The sequence below is a fragment of the Polaromonas sp. JS666 genome (assembly GCF_000013865.1).
Taxonomy (GTDB): Bacteria; Pseudomonadota; Gammaproteobacteria; order Burkholderiales; family Burkholderiaceae_C; genus Polaromonas.
In genome coordinates, this window is the sequence record NC_007948.1 from 4,651,637 (window position 1) to 4,669,435 (window position 17,799).

Below are 17,799 nucleotides of genomic sequence, written 5' to 3' on the forward strand. Positions count from 1 at the left end.
CGTCGGGATCGAGCGCCTCCCACATTGCGTGATACAGCTCTTTTATTAAATCAGGGCAATTTCAGACCGATTCGGCATGCGTCATTCGCCTAGTTCGTGACCGACCGCCAGCGGCCGGCGAGTTTCACGCCCTGCTCCCACACACCCTTGGGCCAGTCTCAGGGTACATACCGAGCGAGAACCGCTTTTCTTTGCCGGCGATCTGTACGTGGCATGCCGCCACTGTCCTCCTACCTGGGACAGTTCCGGATACAGCCATTTGCGAAAAGATGCCGACGCGATGAAAACGCCGGGCACAACGTCGAGGAAGAGGCGACGCGCGACGTACTCTGTCATTGAACGCGCCGTGATATGAAGGCGTTCGAATGGAGGAGTCAGCAGCCGCAGTGGGGCTCAGGTCATTTGCCGCGGGGAGAGAGCAATTTGCCTTGCGCGTCCCATCCGTAACCGGCCTTCGCAAGAATGTCGCGCGCCTTCTTCACGTCTTCGGCCGGAACCTTGACAGCCGGGTTGTGCCAGAACGCGTTGATGGGCGAGATGATTGATGCACCAGGATCAGCGTATCCAAGCAGGATCAGTTCCGAGATCATCTTGCGCGGCATCACATGGTTGAGCGCCTGGCGAAAGACGGGATCGTCGAAAGGCTTGATCTTGTTGTTGTACGCCAGGTGATAGAGGCCGTGGCTGGGATAGCCCTTGGCTACTACGTTCTTCACCGCTTTCAGGCGATTGACGAGGGCTGGCGACACGATATAGCGTGAGCGGTCGCATTCCCCCTTCTCGATGGCAGCGGCCAAAGCGTCATGGCTGCCATAGACGACGCGGATGATGCCAGCGCACTTGGGCGGTTTAAAGTGCTCGCGGAACGCGGTGACCTTGAGTTCCGAGCCACGCCGCCAGTAGTCGAACTTGAACGGTCCGCTACCGACCGGCTTGTCGTTGGGGAATTTGAGCGGATCGTCAATGCCGACCTTCTCCGGGATGCCTTCCCAAATGTGTTTGGGGAGAAGAAACATCGTCGCCATCACGTTGGAGACAAAGGGAGCCGATGGATTTTCGAGTCGGATGCGCACCGTATTGGGGCTCGGGAGCTCCACCGCGACGACATTATTGAGCGCGGCAAGGAAAAATGGCGCCTTCCACTTCTTGTGATAGTCGAAGGTGAACATGACGTCCTCGGCCGTCACTGGCTTGCCGTCATGCCAGCGCATATCCGAGCGGATCGTCAGCTCGATCGTTCTGTCGTTGATCAACTTCATTCCGGAGGCTGCCCACGGTACAGGTTTGCCATCCGGTCCGAGGCGAAAGAGTCGGTCATAGATCATGGAAAGCTCCATGAACTCACTCGTGTCGGTAACGGCGAGCGGATTCAGATGCTTCACATCCGCGTTTGAGCCCGTACGCGAGTAGCCATCGCCCGCTACTTCCATGTTGACGTCAGACCAAAAGCCGCCGATGCCCTCGCCGAGCTGCGGCACCAGGCCCTTGAGCTTGTCCGAACGATGAGCCATCGTCATCTGCGTATAGGCCAGCACGGTTCCAGGCTGGTCCTGGAAGATGACGTCCTGCGCTTCGAAGACTGGCTTCCAGCGATCGTTGAAGTTCATCATGCGGCTCTGCACGGCCGCAAGAGCATCCACCCGATCGTTCTTGTAGCCCGCCCAGTTGAAGCCGCCGCGCTTATGCTCTGTGGAGTGGTGAACGCTGCGAATGAAGAAGTCGGGGTCGATGCGGATGGCCGTACCCGGAAGAAAGACCAGGAACATCTCGAAGTCATGCTCGTTGATCACTTTCGTGATGCCCTGGTTGTAGTCGATGGGATTGGCTTCAACCTCCCACCCGAGCGACTTGCAGGACTGTGCGACGACCCGGGCAATCTCCGGGCGGGCCGGGTCGAACTGCGCGGTAGCTGTCAGAATTGAGCGCTTCGCAACTGGCGCCCCGGCTTGTTGCGCTTGCCCGATGCCGGCGGCGGCGGTTGCAGTAAGAGCTGCTGCGCCTTTGACGAAATCACGACGATCCATTCTTGCTCCTCAGTTGATCAGGCCCAAGCCCGTTATGCGACAAGTCTATGAACGAAGATTCGGGGAAGTCCACGCCAAGCGTGGCTACGTTATCCACCCATAACTTTTGGTTACTATTTGAGCCAGAACACGAAAAGGCAGTAGCTATGAAATTTCGACTTATTGAGATCTTCAGGGCAATGATGGAATGCGGCACAGTTACAGCAGCAGCTCACTCGCTCAAGATCTCTCAGCCGGCGATGACAAAGCAACTCACCCAGCTGCAAAGCGAGCTTGACTTAGTACTCTTCGAACAGCGCGGTGGACGTCTGGTGCCGACAGCAGAAGCGAGAGCCCTCATTGGTTCGATGGATCGGGCATGGCGCAGCGTCATCGAGTTGAAGGAAGTTGCCAGAGATGTGCGCGACATGCGACGCGGCCGACTCACAGTAGTCGCTTCCCCGAGCTTCGCTCAGACGCTGATGGCCGATTTCGTCACTCAGTTCTCTCGTGAATCGAGCAAGGTCACAATCGCGTTGCACGCGCAATCTTCACCTCGTGTGATTGACTGGACAGCTGACGGACAGGCAGATGTCGGAATATCAATGATCCTTGCGCCCCGTCCCGGCGTGCACGTGGAGCCGCTGGGAAGTCTTGTTGGAGTTTGCGCGCTGCCAGTTGGCCACGCACTCGCTGCAAATAAGGTCATACGTGCGGAGGACCTCCATGGTCAGCGATTCATCTCATTAGCCGAGATTGATGATGCGCGCTCCCGGGTCGAAGCTGCATTCGATGGGCAAGCGATAGAACGCGATATCGCTTTGACAACACCACAATCCGCAGTGGCATTAGCGCTTGTCACGCATGGCGCCGGCGTGGCGGTCATTGACGAGGCCACAGCGACGATGGCTGACCTGACTCGGGTGGCCATCCGCCCATTCTTGCCTACGGTGAGCTTTGAAGTCTATATGTACCATCCCGCGAATAGGGTGCCTTCACAGTTGCATGAGCGGTTTGTGCGAAAGTTTCGGACATGGTTTAAAGGCCGCCGTGCGATCGCGAGAGCCACCATCACCACATCGTTGTCGCAAATATCTGCATCCCGCGCGGACTCGGCTCGTGCACGCGGCAAATAAATTTCGTGGATGCCAGATCGGCTGTGGTCATCAAGCGCACGCTCTGCGCAAGATAGTCTTCGGCTATGACGGAAAAACCAACGGTGAGCAGCATCACTAATTGGCTTATCGCTACAGGTCAGCGCCCAGGCTTGACGAAGAAATCCACAATGCGGCTTTCAGCAAGCGCTGCCAGAATCTCATTCATTGGCGAATCTTACCGGTATCGCTGATGATCGTAAGTTCCACGAACTTCGAGCCACTTCGCATGCCAGGCTTGAAGCCGACTACATACCCGCCCAGGTTGAGACTATCGATGCTCTCCAGCGCTGCGGCCATGCCTTCGCGGGTCGGTCGCTTCCCCTGGCGCCGCACGGCTTCAATAATGACCTTCGCCGCAATGTAGCCTTCCATCATGACGTAGCTCACCGGTACATCCAACTTACCGTCTTTGGCCACTGCCTCATTGAGCTCTTTCGCCAGCCTAGAAGAGTGATACGGACTGGGCACAACCTGCGCAATGGCCACTCCCTGCATAACGCTCGAGACGAAGGCCAGGCGGTTTTCCGCAATCCGCTTCGTCACGCGCTCCATATCGGCGCCCGAATGTATGAAAATTTGTGCGGAGCCGCCGTCCGCGCGGTATCGTTCAATAAAGCGCGCACCAGCTGCACCACTGCACACCAGAATGATCGCCTGAGGCTTTGCCTTGACGAATGTATCAATCGCGTCGGCTACGCGCGTGGTGCCCGCTTCATAGGATGCTTTCGAGACAATTGTGGCATTGCCCTTCTTAGCAATTTCTTCGGTTACGGCTATTAGCGCAGCTGCACCAGGGCCTTCCTCGTAGAGGAGACCCAGGCGCGTCACTCCTATTGCCGCCAGATGCTCGGTGATCTTACTAAGCTCAGTACGGAAATTTGCCCTTACGTTGTAGAGCTGAGGGATCTCAACGCCGATTTCAGCAGCGCGGTAGCCCACCAAGGCGAGCTTTTCCTTTTCCAGAAAGCCCGCAATCACAAGTTCAGAGATGTTGCGGTTGCCAAAATAGCCGGCCAACACCATCGGCTGATTCTCGGTGAGCAATTGGCGGGTGATAGCGACCGTATCCTCTGGCCCGCCACCGTCATCCTTACTCACCAACTCGAAGGTATGCCCATTCACGCCGCCGGCCCTATTGATGTCGTTAAAGAGGAACTGCATACCGGCAGCGTACGCACGCCCCTGGCTGGCCTCGGGCCCAGATAGCGGCGCTACCTGCCCAACAACGATTTGCGTGGCCTGCACCGATGGAGTAGCCAAAATCGCGGCGCAGCTTAAGAAAGCTGGCATTGCCAGCTTGAAGATGTGTTTCATCTAGGTGATAGGAAATTGTGGGAAATGTGATCCAGCTGCCCCTTCGAAGAAGGAAAGAACCGGAGAGAAAATCAACGCTCAATCGTGCGGTTCCAGCGATTGGTCCATTCGGCACGTTTCTGGTTCACGACATCCCAGTCGACTCGGACAAGTTTTTTAATAAAGTCCGGTCCGTAAGGCACGTTTTGGGCGCGTTCTCCTTCGAGTTTTGTCTTGCTGTTGGTAGGCCCCCAGCCTTCCGTGGCAAGCCACTGCTGCACTTGTGGTGAAACCAAGTGCTGCACGAAGGCCTGAGAATGCTCCATCGCATTGTTTTGCACGACCGGGCATGCCGCGGTGACTAAGGCAACAGCACCCTCCTTCGGGTACACAAACTCAAGCGGGAAGCCGGTCTTTTTCAATGCGTAGGCGCGGCTGCTACCCCATATTGCGACATCCACGTCGCGGTTATGGAACATTTCGGCAAGTGCTGCGGGTGACGAAGACCAGCTCAGCACATTGGGAACCAGCTTCTTGCCGATGGCATCGAAGCCGGGCTCAATATTTTTTTCGCTCCCGCCGTTCACGCGTGCGAACATGAGCAGGGTGTGAACCCCATAGGTACCAGACAAAGACGACGTCGTGAACCGTTGCTTGTATTTCGGATCCGTCAGATCATTCCAGGACTTTGGAGCGGCCCAGCCCTTTTTCTCAAACGCGGCCTTGTTGTAGGCAATGCCTGTGGCAACCAAACCCACACCGATGGCTTTACCGCCAAAACGGGCCGCTTCGTAGACGTCGGAATAGACCGGTGCTTTGGTCAGCGTTTCGCAGTAACCATACTGGATGGCCTGGTACATGGGGCCATCGTCGACGATGACGACATTCATCTCTTGCCTGCCGCGCTGAGCTTGCAACTTGGCGAGCACGTCGGTAGAGTTTCCTGGAATGTAGGTAACCTTGACCTTGCGGGTTGCCTCAAACGCAGGAATGATCCTTTCCTGGAACAGTTTTTGCGCACTACCACCAGGGCCAGCCACGTAAAGGTTGGGCTGTTGCGCCATTGCATGACCTGCGCCACACAATGCCAGAACAAAACAGGATATCTGTAGTCGTTTCATGATTCCCCGCCACATAAAAGAACCCCTGCCAGGACAGGTAAGGGAGTAGCTTCAAGCGGTGTCTTACGACACCAGCGGCACCACGAATGCAGTGCTTGGCTACTGTAGTGAGGGAGTCAATGGCTGGTCAAATAGAAATATAAGATCGGTCTATTCGAAGACGATATAAGGGGGCGGGTGTACCCTAACCTCGAGAACGCAGAGCAGGTTCATTTTCCTTGTAGTGCTTCGCACTCTTCGCGTGCGATCTGACGTAATACTTCTGAAAATTTCGCGACCAGGCGGTTGGCCGGTCGACCTTTCGGAATGATCAGAATGCCTTCATACGGCAGTGCGGGATCAAAAGGCCGTGTCACGACAGGCGCCGACCGGTAATCCTGTACGGCAAGCGGATTGACGATACTTATGCCCATGCCCAGCCCCACGAGCGACCAGATGATGGAGCTGTAGGACGTTTCGATATTTATTATTCGCTTCACCCCCGCTTGATCGAAAATTCGGTCGACGCTTTTACGCAGTTCGTCAGGCTTGGCTGACGAGATGAAGGTCTCGCCTTCAAGATCCATCGGAGTGAGACGCTTCTTCTCCGCCAGTCGGTGGTTTTCCGGCATCAGGCAAACGCCATCTATCCGGTATAAAACGTCCGGCTCAGTTGAAATGTCCTGGCGTGACAGCTGCGAAACGATGCCCAAATCACAGAAATGCGAATCCACCCACTGCGAAATGACCGACGAGTGGCCCATGTGAATGGAGATGCCGACTTCGGGATGATCTTGGGCGAACCTCTTTATTGCGCGCGGCAGAAGTCCGAATGCAATCGTGGACACCGCGGCAATTCTCAGTTCGCCGGTGCCAAAACGCCTAATTTTGTCTGCAGTTTCATCTAGCCTCTCCAAACCCAGGAAGCTGCGTTGAACCTCGGTGAAAAAAGTGAGCCCCTCCTCCGTTGGGGTCAACTTGCCTGGGGATCTTTCGAAAAGGAGGAGGCCGATGGCTTTTTCAAGCTGAGATATCAACCGGCTGACATTGGGCTGCGAAGTGTGAAGAACGCGCGCCGCTGCCGTGGTGGAGCCGGAGAGCACAACCGCACGAAAGGCTTCAACCTGCGAGAGGTTCATCATTGTGTAGGCTCCTTGTAACGTGCAACAGGCAATTTAATCGCCTAATTGGATGAATATCAAGAGGAGCCGGGAAACCGCAGGTCGCTACACCACACGGCTGGCCCTTGGATTTCAGGGCCGGGCGGACCCGCTGGTAGTTGCCAATCGCTTCAGGGCCTTTTCATCTACCTCAACGCCCAAACCAGGCCGCGTGCCGACATTAAAGCCGTCACCATCCAGCAGCAAGTTGACCGACATGAATTCATCTCTAACAGCCGGCACGCCGTTGGCATAGGTTTCGAGCATCACCGCGTTGGGAATAGCCGCGCACACCTGCACGCTCGCAGCTGTGGCGATGGGGCCTACCGGGTTATGGGGCGCAACACCTATTCCATAAATCTCAGCCAACACGGCAATTTTTCGCATCTCGGTGATGCCACCAACACGAATAACGGAAGGCTGCACAATTCCCACTGCCTGGCGTTCAATCACCGCGCGAAACTCCTGTCTTCCCGCGAGCCGCTCACCTGTCGCAAGACGAACGGGAGACTGCCGCGCCAAGCCAGAGAGCACCTCGAGGTTCTCAGCCATCACCGGTTCTTCGACAAAAAGCAGGTTATATGGAGCCACCTGCATACAAAACTGCGCCGCGGCCGCTCGGTCAAGCCGTCGCCATAAGTCCACCATCAGATCGATGTTGGGGCCAACTACCGCACGCACAGCCGCAACCTCGTCGACGGCTCGTTGAACTTCAATAGGCCTCACGGCCCAGTTCTGCTCATGCTGCGGAAGGAAGCGGAAGGGATACCACTTCAATGCCGTTGCCCCTTCTGAGACAGCAATCCGAGCGAGGTCGACAAGGTCCGCGCCCTTAGCGATGTCGCGCCACCATTGATTCAGATATGCACGCACGCGCATCCGGTAAGGCCCACCTAAAAGCTGATGAACTGGTAGACCGGCTGATTTTCCGGCAATGTCCCACAGTGCCTGATCTATAGCGCTGAGGGCGGCCAGATCGGCTGGCCCCCCGCGCCAGAAGATCCGGTCGTGAAGATCTGCCCAAATTCGCTCGACACCAATGGCACTGCGGCCTTTGAGGTATTGGGCAGCAGCGTCGATGCCTGCGCACACCTGGCCGGATCGGTAATCGAGGGTGGCCTCGCCGACACCGGTGATGCCGTCGTCTGTTTCGACAACGACCATCGTGAAGTCCTTGAAGGGCGTGGGAACCACATACCAACGGATATCTGCGATCTTCATTTATGCAGAACCTTTTCCTGCTGCGGCCGTTACGATGATCTCTACCAGTACGTCCGGTGCACCCAGCTCGCACTGGGCAGTGGCACGCGTGGAAGCGGCGCCGGGCGCTGTCCATGCATCCCAGACTTCATTCATGCCTGCGAAATCGTTCTTGAGGTCCTTGATCCAGATCTGTGCGGTGAGTAGGCGGCTCTTATCTGTGCCGACCTCGGCAAGAAACTTCTCAATCTTTGCCAGGGTCTGGCGGGTCTGGCCACGAATATCCTGGCTGCGGTCGTCGGCCGTCATGCCGCCTACAAAAACCATGCCGTTGTAAACCACGGTACGGCTACGGCGCTGATCGGTGGCAATGCGTGTGATGTCGCTCATCTGAATCTCCTTTGTTTGAGTTAAAAAATCCCACGCAGGTCACTGCGTGGTTCTACTTGCTTCGCAAGGTGGCACCCCTATGTCGGACGCCCTCCTTTTCTAAACGGCTAGCCGGCCAACTCACCTATCGTCACTGGCTTGACGGGAGGCCGAATACGGTAGTACCCCACTTCCTGCGGAGGCAGGCCACGGCTATCAGCAATGAGCTCAGTAACAGTCAAGCCACACAGCCGTCCCTGGCAAGGCCCCATCCCACATCGCCCAAACGCCTTGGTCTGGTTGGGGCCCTGGCAGCCGAGTTCGACATACTTTCTGATCTGGCCCGCAGTGACCTCTTCACAGCGACAAACGATGACGGAGTCTTCCTGCGGGATACGCTGCACCTCCGGCGGGCGATAGAGTGCATCAAGGAATGGCCTGATGTGCAGCTGATTTCGCAACTCTTTTCGCACGGCATTTTCGCGATCATCGCGGTCGGCCCCTTCAAGATGGCCAAGCCTGCCGGCAACCGCGACAGCTGCCAGCCGCCCTTGCGAAGCCGAAGCCTTGGCGCCCACAATCCCGCGGCTATCGCCTGCGATATAAATGCCGCTTTCTTCGATCTGGCCGTACTCGTCTGTTTCCGGTTCCCAGCACAACTGGGCCTCACTCCAATGGTGCTTGGCCCTGAGCGACCAGCTAAGCTGAGTGTTAGGCACCACCCCTTGATGCAAAAGCACGAGCGATGATTCGATGCGGTGGGACCGACCTTTATGGGTGAAGCACATCGCTTCAGCGTGGTCAGTGCCCTGGATCGAAAGGGCTTTCGCACCTGCATAGACTGGGACCCCATGCTGGCGCAGATGGCTAAGCATGCGCATGCCTTTGCGCAGATCGCGCCATCCGCGTAGTGCGCCTCCGATGTGGGCCACTGCCCTCAAATAATCACCGCGCTGGGTGGTGTGCACCACCGCCTTCAGTTTCACCCCTGCCTGCAGATACTGGCTAGCCAGGAGATAGAGCAAGGGGCCGCATCCTGCCAGCACGACCGGCTCGCTCGGTAACGCGCCAGCACTCTTGTACAAAATCTGCGCTGCACCCGCGCCCATAACTCCAGGCAGCGTCCAACCGGGTATAGGGAACGGCCGCTCCATCGCACCGCTGGCCAGAATAATGTTGCGCGCTTGCAGAACTTGATTGGCGCCTTGGCGAACATAGTTCACCTTCAGGTCGCGGCCAACATTCCACACCGCGGCACCCGCGATATGCTGAGCGCCGCTTTTGGCGAATGCGCGGGTCAACTCGGTCCCTGCAGCGTAGTCTTCACCGAGCACCGACTTTCTTTTTTTGCTGGCAGCGTCTACAGCGCGGTAGATCTGTCCGCCTGACGCGATTTGCTCATCCAGCAGGGCCACGCTCAGCCCCCATCTACGCGCTTCACACGCTGCGGCCAATCCGGCCGGGCCCGCGCCCACGATGACAAGATCAACGACATTAGCGTCCATGGTTTTCTCCTTCCGTGGAAATTTCCAGGGCAGACGCACCTTGTTGCCGTCTGACAATCATTCCCTCACGAACAGGGATCAGACAGGCTTGGCGGCTGGGCATGCCGTCCACTTCGACCAGGCAGTCGAAACACACGCCCATCATGCAATAGGCTGCTCGCGGAGCCGAGGTGACTGGAGTAGTGCGGAACGGCCCTACCCCGTTTAGCAGCAAGGCTGCGGCAATACTGACACCCGCGGGAGCGGTAATCGTGCGGTCATCGAATCGCAGCGTGACCGGGTCTGAAGGGGAATCCCCGTTCGATGTAAATAGCGCAGGGCAAGGAGAAGTGGTTTTAGTGTGCATTTGAAAAGCTCCGGTTGGGGTCCAGAAATCGTTCCCCTGCAAATACTTCGAAGGCATCAGGCGCGGCACCCAGCCCGGCCACCCAAGGTCCAATCACGTGAGCATGGGCGGCCGCTAGCGATACGCCGCTATGACTGGTCGCCACGAATGCGCCTGGACACGACACCGACTCTTGGTAGATCGGCAGGCCATCCGGTGTCAGTACCCGCAAGGCACCCCAGGCGCGGACGAGGCGCACGCTGGAAAGAATGGGAAAGGTAGTCACCGCGCGTTTGGCGATCCATTCAACGGCAGAGACTGTGGTGCTGTCATCCAGTCCGACGTCTTCGACCGAATAACCCAACTGGACACTGCCTTCGTTGGTTTGCCTTGCCTTGTTGGTGGGATAGGGCAAAAAAGGCTTGAGCCTTTCGGTAATGAGAACTTGCCCTCTGTTCGGCAAAACCGGTGCATGCAGGCCGACCTGAGGAGCGAGTTCGTTGTTGCCCAAGCCAGCGGCGAGTACAACGCGCGGGGCGTGCCAGCTCTTTCCGTCCTTGCTCTTGATTTCAAAGCCAGTGCCTTTCTCCTGGTATGTGATTTGCGCGACATCAACACTAGAGACCACTCGCGCACCGCGTGCCTTAAGGCCGGCATGGAGGGCGTGCAAGAGCATGAGCGGATTAGCATGACCGTCTAGCGGGCAGTAGCTGCCTCCCGCGACCGTAGGACCAATGGCCGGAAGGCGCGCCTTGAGCGCGGCGTGGTCGAGCATTTCATAGGGAATGCCCCCTACTGAGCTATTGATTCGTTCCAGCATGGCCTCACGCGCCTGCATCTCGGCTTCGCTAAAACCAATCCAGAAGCCTCCGGGCTGGTGCAGGGCTACGTCAACACCGGTGAGTTCGAGCAACTCTTTGGCCAGCGCGGGCCAAAATGTCAGAGCGTCACGGCTCCAGCGCGCATAGCGCGGCACCTTGTCGCCTTTGCTCTGCACCCACACCAGACCAAAATTTCCGCGTGAGGCGCGATGTGCGATATCGCCTTGGTCAAGCAGGGTCACGGGGGCGCCGGCCCGGGCGGCCCCGTAGGCGATGGCAGCGCCGACCAAGCCCCCGCCAATCACTACCAATTCTTGTGTTTGCATGATGTTCTCCTTGCCTGCGATGTGGGGCTTTGGCGTTCGTCGGGACGAGCGCCGTCCTTCACAGGCTTGGCCTGTTAATGTTTCTGTTAAAGAGAAAGGGTTACTTCTTGCCGATCAGCACACGGTCTAGTCCAACCACCCGGTCCAGCAAGACCATCAGGATCAAGGTGCCGACAATCAGCACGGTAGATATTGATGCGACGAGCGGATCGGTGATCTGCGAGATGCGGTGGTAAATGGCGACTGGCAGCGTGGTCGTTCCCGGTGTGGCAACAAAGATCGTCATGGTGACTTCGTCAAAGCTCTGTATGAAAGCCAGCATCCAGCCACCTGCTACGCCAGGCATGATGAGCGGCAATAGAACGCGCCTGAATGTGGTCAGGCGGGACGCGCCTAGCGACATCGCAGCCATCTCCGCGTCGCGATCCATACCGATCAGGGCTGCGAGGGTTAACCGCAGTGAATAGGGAAGCACAATCACCGCGTGTGTCAGCATCAAGGCGATGACTGAGCCACTCCAGCCGGTCAGCGAGAAGAACCGCAGAAACGCCACACCCATCACGATGTGCGGGATCATTAGCGGCGACATGAGGAATGCCATCAGTGTCTCGCGTCCGCGGAAGCGATGGCGGGCAATGGCGATCGCGCCAGGCAACGCCAACGCTGCAGCAATCGTGGCCGAGCCAAGCCCTAACCAAACGGACAACCAGAATGCGTCGATGATGTCCGGGGTATTCAAAATCGCCTCAAACCACCGCAGCGACGCGCCATCAAACGGCAACGAAATATAGTCTTTGTCGGTGAACGAGACCAACGCCACCACGATGAGCGGCGCGACGATAAAAATCACAAAGCACGCGTGATACAGCAAGGCCAGCCAGCCGTTTCTTCCGATCTCGCCTTTCATGATGCGAATACCTGTTTAAAGCGGCGCTCAAGCATGCGGTTGCAACCCACAATAATGACGACATTGGCCAAAAGAAGTAGCACTGCGATAGCCGCCCCCAGCGGCCAGTTCATCGAGTTGAGGAACTCGTCGTAGGTGGCCGTGGCGACCACCTTGACACGACGGCCGCCAATAATCGATGGCGTGGCAAAGGCCGAGGCGGCGAGTGCAAAAACAATGATGCTTCCCGAAAGCACGCCAGGCAGCAATTGCGGAAACACGATACGCAAAAACGAAGTCGACGGCGTTGCCCCTAAGGATCGACCGGCGTGTTCTACCTGCGGATCCAGCTTTTGCAGCGCACTCCATACTGCAATGACCATGAAGGGCACAAACACGTGCGTCAAAGCAATCACGACACCCAACATCGAAAAGAGAAAACGTATGGGTCCGTCGATGACGCCAAGGCTTTGCAGGGCATTATTGATCATGCCTTGGCTGCCCAGCAGAATCGACCAGCCAAGTGTGCGTACGACCACCGATATCAGAAGCGGCCCGAGGATGACGACAAGGAATAGACCACGCCAGGGCGCCTGCATGCGAGCCAGGATGAGCGTTTCCGGCACGCCAAGCAGCACACACAGCGCCGTGACACCCAAGGCCATGAGGCCGGTTCGGACGAATATCTGGTGGTAATAGCTGTCTGTGAGTATTTCCGCATAGTTGGCCAGGGTGTAATTGGGCTGAATGCCGCGCATGCCGTCGAAAGCATTGAACGACAGCACTGCGGTCAGCGCCAGGGGCACCAACAAGATGCCTACAAACAGCAGGAGCGCAGGCGAGGACAGTACCCAGGGTGCACTGGGACGGGGTGACAGGGCATCAGCCATGGGCACGCTCGCTGGGGATGGCACGCAGGTCGTCATCGCGCCAGACCAGGCCGATGTTCTCGCCTTCTCCGGGAAGGTGGTCGCCCAGATTTGTCGATGTCAGACGCAGCGTACCCAGTACGCTTTCGATTTCGTAGAGCCAATGGTTGCCAAGAAAAAGCCGGGTGGTCACCTTGCCTGGCAGGTTGCCTTGCCCTGCTGCAGCCAAACGCAAGCGCTCTGGCCGGATGTAAACGCCGACCTCCCCACTGATATTGGTTCCTGCGTGCGGGATTCGCATGGTGCAGGGGCCTGCCTGAACGATCGCGCAGTGTTCGCGCATTTCAGTAACCCGGCCCGGAATGACATTGGTTTGGCCCAGGAAGCTGGATGCAAAGCCGGAGGCCGGTCGGTCATACACCTCGAAAGGTGTCCCGAGCTGTGCGATCTTGCCCTCGCTCATCACGGCGATACGGTCGCTCATCGTCATGGCTTCGACTTGGTCGTGCGTCACGAGAATGGTTGTGATGCCGAGCTGCCGCTGAAGGCCACGCAGCTCAACATGCATTTCGCCGCGCAGCTTGGCATCCAGATTGGACATGGGCTCGTCCAGCAACAGCACCTGGGGACGTATCGCCAGGGCGCGGGCAATCGCGACTCGCTGACGTTGACCGCCCGAAAGTTCACGCGGATATCGCTTGCCGAGGCCACCCAGTCGGACCAGCTCCAAGGATTCCTCAATACGGCTGGCCGCCTGCGGGCGAGCGAGCTTTCGCATTTCCAGGCCGAAGCCGATGTTCTCGGCGACGGTCATATGGGGAAACAGCGCGTAGCTCTGGAACACCAAACCCATGTCCCGCTTTTCGGGGCGAACCTCGGTGATGTCTTTGCCATTCAGATGGACGCGGCCTGAAGTTGAAACCACAAACCCGGCGACCATTTGCAGGGTCGTTGTCTTGCCGCACCCTGATGGGCCAAGTAAAGAAATGAATTCGCCGCGCTCGACGTCCAGATTCAACTCGCGTACGACGTGCGAGTCGCCGCCGTACGTCTTGGACAAAGCTCGGAGTGATAAAAAGCTCATGGGACATGTGGGGACAGGGTCCCCCTCCAGAAAGGGAATAAAAGCGGGTACAAAAGGATCAACGTTCTATGGTGCGGTTCCAGCGGTTGGTCCATTCGGCGCGCTTCTGGTTCACGACATCCCAGTCGACCTTGGCAAGCTTCTTGATGAAGTCCGGCCCGTACGGCACGTTTTTGGCAATTTCTCCCTCGAGCTTGGTTTTGCTATTGGTGGGGCCAAAGCCCTCTTCAGCTAGCCATTGCTGCACTTGCGGTGAAACCAGGTGCTGCACGAAGGCCTGAGACTGTTCCGGCGCACTGTTTTGCACGACCGGGCAGGCCGCCAGCACCAGGGCTGCAGCCCCCTCCTTCGGATAAACGAACTCGATCGGGAAGCCGGTCTTTTTCAATGCATATACGCGACTACTACCCCAGATCGCCACGTCCACATCGCGATTCTGGAACATCTCGGCGAGCTTGGCCGGCGATGAAGACCAGCTCAACACATTGGGGGCCAGTTTTTTTCCAATGACGTCAAAACCGGGCTCGATATTTTTTTCACTTCCGCCGTTCGCGCGCGCAAACATAACCAAGGTGTGAACGCCGTAGGTGCCAGACAATGACGATGTCGTGAAGCGCTGGTTGTACTTTGGGTCGGTCAGGTCTTGCCATGACACCGGCGCCTTCCAGCCTTTTTTCGCGAACGCCTCTTTGTTGTAGGCGATACCCGTGGCGACCAAGCCCACACCGATGGCGTTACCACCAAAACGGGCCGTTTCGTAAACGTCGGAATAGACGGGAGCGTTTGTAAGAGGTTGGCAGTAACCATACTGGATGGCCTGGTACATCGGACCGTCGTCAACTATGACCACATTCATCTCCTGCTTGCCACGTTGGGCTTGCAACTTGGCGACCAGTTCGCTGGATATACCAGGAACATAGGTGATCTTGACTTTGTGGGTGGCCTCAAAGGCAGGAATGATTCTTTCTTGGAATAGCTTTTGCGCACTGCCACCAGGACCACCCACATAAAGGGTGGGCTGTTGCGCCACCGAATGGCCCGCGCCAATTAATGCAAGAGCAAAACAGAATGCTTTAATTTGTCTCATCATTTCACCGCTTTATAGAATTTGTGGGTCCCTACCAGGGCTGGCGGGGAAAGTAGCCTCACGCTGGGTTCTAAGCCATCAACCAGTTCACAACGTGTAGTGCTTAGTTACTGTAGCGATGGGGTCTATATCAGGTCAAATAGATATAAAGGGCCGCCCTATTCAATGGCGATATAGGAGGGAAAACCCTATGCTTCGCAGAAGCACTGAACGAGTTCATGCCTCCCGCAGCGCTTCGCATTCTTCTCACGAGAGCATTGTGAGACGCTAGGTGTTGGTAGAGACGAACTATTCCTATCCGAAACCACTTGGTTCACGAGCGCGTATAGCTGCTTCACTTGAATGACGTGCAGGGGCTACTAGATGGCTACGTAATTGAAGACATGATTTCCAAGGGGCGCGCCTTTCTTTTACCCATCTCTGTTTCCTCTTACTCAAATCGGAACAGTGGTATGCGGTGTCTATCGCCAAATTGGAGAGTAACGATGCCGCTCCTGACAATTCATCGCTGTTTGAACTGACGGATTTCCTCTTTAAGGTCCTTTACGAAGGCCTCAGCCAGCATTAGTCTGGCGCCAGGGTAAGGAAAGATAATGGCCGATCGCGATGTAAGTTCTTCCTTGACTGGCCGCACAACGACGTTCGGCCCCGAAAAGGATTCCGCAGCCCAATGGGACACTAGTGTGATCCCTGCTCCGGCAGCTGCGAATGCGCACGCGATGTTGGAGTGTGGCGTTTCCAGGACAACGTGCGGAGCCACTCCCAGCTTAGAAAAAGCGTCGTCGATTTGATAGCGCAGGAAGCTGTGCTGAGACAGCAGGACCATCCGCTCGCCGGCCAAGTCCTTCACCGAGATCTGCTTCTTGCTTGCCAGCCGATGGCCGGCCGGGATGACGGCCACCGACCGTGCTGGCGCCAGCGGCTCAACGGAGATCGACGGACGCGCCATGGGCAGCTCAATGAGGCCGATATCAAATTGACGTGTGGCCACCAGGTCGGCGACCTGCCGCGACGGCAGACTTTGCACGAACACAGAAACGTTTGGTCGCGACGACAGGAACCTCGTAGTCACGCGGGGCAGCAGCGATTGAGACAGTGAGGGCAGGGTCGCGATACGCAGTTCCCCTGCGCGCTGAAAACGGATGTCCTGGGCTACCTGCGCGAGTCGGTCCAAGCTGCCATAGATCGGCTCGGCTTCCCGGTAGAACGCATGGCCTTCAGGCGTTGCGACCAGCTTGCGCCCCTTACGTTCGAAGAGCTTGTATCCGATACGTGCTTCCAGTAGGCTGATGGCGCGACTGACCACCGGCTGGGTGACGTTCATGTGGCGCGCTGCCGCTACGACGGTGCCCGTGCGCATAACCGAATAGAACGATTCGACTTGCCGAAGATTCAAGGTAGGTTTCATATATAGCATTTGAGCATAAGGTATGGCGAACTTTCAAATTGTTTGTTGGGGAAGAGCGGCATACGATTCGATGCATACACCTGCAACAGACTTAAAAGGAGACGTTCATGCCCCCTATCCAACATATGCCTTTCGCAAGCTTCCCGGCTTTGGTCGCCACCGCACTCGGCGCCATGCGCACCGCCGGAACGCGAAAAGTGGGCCGAACAGCTGCAATGGCGGCGCTCGCCTTCAGCACCGTTTTTGGGGCCACCTGCGTACAGGCACAGGCTTACCCGAATCGCCCCATCAAATTGATTGTCGGATTCCCACCCGGCGGATCTTCAGACGCGACGGCACGATTGCTCGCCACTGCGCTCAGCGAAAAGCTCGGGCAACCGGTCGTGGTGGAAAACAAGGCCGGCGCGAACACCGTCATCGCAACCCAATACGTTCGCAGCCAGCCTGCTGATGGCTACACCCTTTTCTCGGTGTCGTCGTCATTCGCAATTAACCCGGCGCTGCAAAAGCTCAACTACAACATCTACAAGGACTTCACTCCAGTTGCGCTGCTCGGCGTCATCCCTTTGTGGCTCGTCACTCCCAATCAAGTTCCCGTGAAATCTGTTGGGGAACTGGTTTCGCTGGCGAAAGCTCAGCCAGGGAAGCTGGCCTATGCGAGCTACGGCGCCGGCAGTGCGGGACACCTGGCCTCTGAGCTACTGCTCTCCATGACCAAGACGAACATGATTCACGTGCCTTACAAAGGCACCGGGCCAGCTATCGTCGACGTGATCGGTGGCCAAGTCACCATGATGATGCCGACCGTTGCGTCCTCGCTTAGTCTGGTCAAGGAAGGAAAGCTGCGAGCGATCGCAGTGTCCAGCAGCAAACGGGTCTCTGCCGTTCCGGATGTCCCGACGATTGCCGAGTCTGGCGTGCCCGGATTCGAACTGGTCGCTTGGGAGTCCATTCAGGTTGCTGCCGGAACCCCGCCAGCGATCGTCTTCCGGCTCAACACCGCCATCCGCGACATCGTTGCCTCTCCCGACTTTCGAGAGAAGTTGATCAAACTTGGAATCGAACCGGAAACGAAGATGGCGTCGAACGATGTGGCGAAGTTCATCCGCAGCGAAGCGGAGAAGTTTGAGAAGATCATTCGCGAACGCAACATCAAGGCCGAGTGATCTCGCCGTAAGGAACATGGCCTGGATCACTCAAGGATCC

At 57.2% G+C, this 17,799-nt stretch carries 16 protein-coding genes; 2 read left to right on the forward strand and 14 right to left on the reverse strand.

Translation table 11 applies throughout. The features are described 5' to 3' along the window. Nucleotides 1–398: 398 nt before the first annotated feature. Nucleotides 399–2,024, reverse strand: coding sequence for an ABC transporter substrate-binding protein (locus BPRO_RS22030; RefSeq protein ID WP_011485283.1), 1,626 nt, complete (start codon nt 2,022–2,024; stop codon nt 399–401). A gap of 47 nt (nt 2,025–2,071) precedes the next feature. Between BPRO_RS22030 and BPRO_RS22035 the strand changes: the two genes are divergently transcribed. Next, nucleotides 2,072–3,139, forward strand: coding sequence for a LysR family transcriptional regulator (locus BPRO_RS22035; protein ID WP_049764157.1), 1,068 nt, complete (start codon nt 2,072–2,074; stop codon nt 3,137–3,139). 183 nt (nt 3,140–3,322) lie between these two features. Here the strand turns inward: BPRO_RS22035 and BPRO_RS22040 are convergent, their stop codons facing one another. The 13 genes from BPRO_RS22040 to BPRO_RS22095 form a co-directional block, all read right to left on the reverse strand. After that, nucleotides 3,323–4,474, reverse strand: a complete 1,152-nt coding sequence (locus tag BPRO_RS22040) for an ABC transporter substrate-binding protein (RefSeq protein ID WP_011485285.1) — start codon at nt 4,472–4,474, stop codon at nt 3,323–3,325. Nucleotides 4,475–4,545: 71 nt separating this feature from the next. After that, nucleotides 4,546–5,574, reverse strand: coding sequence for an ABC transporter substrate-binding protein (locus BPRO_RS22045; RefSeq protein ID WP_041390142.1), 1,029 nt, complete (start codon nt 5,572–5,574; stop codon nt 4,546–4,548). Nucleotides 5,575–5,783: 209 nt separating this feature from the next. Further along, nucleotides 5,784–6,695 (reverse strand): LysR substrate-binding domain-containing protein, encoded by a 912-nt coding sequence (locus BPRO_RS22050; RefSeq protein WP_011485287.1) that lies wholly within the window; start codon nt 6,693–6,695, stop codon nt 5,784–5,786. A gap of 111 nt (nt 6,696–6,806) precedes the next feature. After that, nucleotides 6,807–7,934, reverse strand: coding sequence for a mandelate racemase/muconate lactonizing enzyme family protein (locus tag BPRO_RS22055; protein WP_011485288.1), 1,128 nt, complete (start codon nt 7,932–7,934; stop codon nt 6,807–6,809). Continuing rightward, the gene (locus tag BPRO_RS22060; RefSeq protein WP_011485289.1) at nt 7,935–8,303 is read right to left on the reverse strand and encodes a RidA family protein; all 369 of its coding nucleotides are present in this window, start codon (nt 8,301–8,303) and stop codon (nt 7,935–7,937) included. A gap of 107 nt (nt 8,304–8,410) precedes the next feature. Beyond that, nucleotides 8,411–9,787: an NAD(P)/FAD-dependent oxidoreductase gene (locus BPRO_RS22065; protein ID WP_011485290.1), complete on the reverse strand. Its 1,377-nt coding sequence runs from the start codon at nt 9,785–9,787 to the stop codon at nt 8,411–8,413. Further along, entirely contained in the window at nt 9,777–10,133 is a 357-nt protein-coding gene (locus BPRO_RS28750) for a (2Fe-2S)-binding protein (RefSeq protein WP_011485291.1), read from the reverse strand. The genes BPRO_RS22065 and BPRO_RS28750 overlap by 11 nt, the downstream gene beginning before the upstream one ends. Next, entirely contained in the window at nt 10,123–11,259 is a 1,137-nt protein-coding gene (locus tag BPRO_RS22070; RefSeq protein WP_011485292.1) for an NAD(P)/FAD-dependent oxidoreductase, read from the reverse strand. The genes BPRO_RS28750 and BPRO_RS22070 overlap by 11 nt, the downstream gene beginning before the upstream one ends. Before the next feature lie 100 nt (nt 11,260–11,359). Then, complete coding sequence (locus BPRO_RS22075; RefSeq protein WP_041390144.1) at nt 11,360–12,154, reverse strand: ABC transporter permease; 795 nt, start codon at nt 12,152–12,154, stop codon at nt 11,360–11,362. An 8-nt stretch (nt 12,155–12,162) separates the two neighbouring features. Beyond that, nucleotides 12,163–13,035, reverse strand: coding sequence for an ABC transporter permease (locus tag BPRO_RS22080; RefSeq protein WP_011485294.1), 873 nt, complete (start codon nt 13,033–13,035; stop codon nt 12,163–12,165). Continuing rightward, nucleotides 13,028–14,098, reverse strand: coding sequence for an ABC transporter ATP-binding protein (locus tag BPRO_RS22085; protein ID WP_011485295.1), 1,071 nt, complete (start codon nt 14,096–14,098; stop codon nt 13,028–13,030). The genes BPRO_RS22080 and BPRO_RS22085 overlap by 8 nt, the downstream gene beginning before the upstream one ends. Nucleotides 14,099–14,156: 58 nt before the next feature. Next, on the reverse strand, nt 14,157–15,185 hold the full coding sequence (locus tag BPRO_RS22090) for an ABC transporter substrate-binding protein (protein WP_011485296.1): 1,029 nt from the start codon (nt 15,183–15,185) through the stop codon (nt 14,157–14,159). A gap of 502 nt (nt 15,186–15,687) precedes the next feature. Next, complete coding sequence (locus tag BPRO_RS22095) at nt 15,688–16,602, reverse strand: LysR family transcriptional regulator (protein ID WP_011485297.1); 915 nt, start codon at nt 16,600–16,602, stop codon at nt 15,688–15,690. Between the two features lie 98 nt (nt 16,603–16,700). Here BPRO_RS22095 and BPRO_RS22100 point away from each other — a divergent pair, with 98 nt between their 5' ends. Next, nucleotides 16,701–17,759: a tripartite tricarboxylate transporter substrate binding protein gene (locus BPRO_RS22100; RefSeq protein WP_011485298.1), complete on the forward strand. Its 1,059-nt coding sequence runs from the start codon at nt 16,701–16,703 to the stop codon at nt 17,757–17,759. Nucleotides 17,760–17,799: the final 40 nt, after the last annotated feature.

What these genes read in the sequence shown, in the direction of transcription:
- BPRO_RS22070 (WP_011485292.1), bottom strand. Translation starts at nt 11,259, where the DNA reads ATGCAAACACAAGAATTGGTAGTGATTGGCGGGGGCTTGGTCGGCGCT.
- BPRO_RS22080 (WP_011485294.1), bottom strand. Translation starts at nt 13,035, where the DNA reads ATGGCTGATGCCCTGTCACCCCGTCCCAGTGCACCCTGGGTACTGTCC.
- BPRO_RS22040 (WP_011485285.1), bottom strand. Translation starts at nt 4,474, where the DNA reads ATGAAACACATCTTCAAGCTGGCAATGCCAGCTTTCTTAAGCTGCGCC.
- BPRO_RS22035 (WP_049764157.1), top strand. Translation starts at nt 2,072, where the DNA reads ATGAACGAAGATTCGGGGAAGTCCACGCCAAGCGTGGCTACGTTATCC.
- BPRO_RS22065 (WP_011485290.1), bottom strand. Translation starts at nt 9,787, where the DNA reads ATGGACGCTAATGTCGTTGATCTTGTCATCGTGGGCGCGGGCCCGGCC.
- BPRO_RS22030 (WP_011485283.1), bottom strand. Translation starts at nt 2,024, where the DNA reads ATGGATCGTCGTGATTTCGTCAAAGGCGCAGCAGCTCTTACTGCAACC.
- BPRO_RS28750 (WP_011485291.1), bottom strand. Translation starts at nt 10,133, where the DNA reads ATGCACACTAAAACCACTTCTCCTTGCCCTGCGCTATTTACATCGAAC.
- BPRO_RS22060 (WP_011485289.1), bottom strand. Translation starts at nt 8,303, where the DNA reads ATGAGCGACATCACACGCATTGCCACCGATCAGCGCCGTAGCCGTACC.
- BPRO_RS22045 (WP_041390142.1), bottom strand. Translation starts at nt 5,574, where the DNA reads ATGAAACGACTACAGATATCCTGTTTTGTTCTGGCATTGTGTGGCGCA.
- BPRO_RS22050 (WP_011485287.1), bottom strand. Translation starts at nt 6,695, where the DNA reads ATGATGAACCTCTCGCAGGTTGAAGCCTTTCGTGCGGTTGTGCTCTCC.
- BPRO_RS22055 (WP_011485288.1), bottom strand. Translation starts at nt 7,934, where the DNA reads ATGAAGATCGCAGATATCCGTTGGTATGTGGTTCCCACGCCCTTCAAG.
- BPRO_RS22095 (WP_011485297.1), bottom strand. Translation starts at nt 16,602, where the DNA reads ATGCTATATATGAAACCTACCTTGAATCTTCGGCAAGTCGAATCGTTC.
- BPRO_RS22100 (WP_011485298.1), top strand. Translation starts at nt 16,701, where the DNA reads ATGCCCCCTATCCAACATATGCCTTTCGCAAGCTTCCCGGCTTTGGTC.
- BPRO_RS22090 (WP_011485296.1), bottom strand. Translation starts at nt 15,185, where the DNA reads ATGAGACAAATTAAAGCATTCTGTTTTGCTCTTGCATTAATTGGCGCG.
- BPRO_RS22085 (WP_011485295.1), bottom strand. Translation starts at nt 14,098, where the DNA reads ATGAGCTTTTTATCACTCCGAGCTTTGTCCAAGACGTACGGCGGCGAC.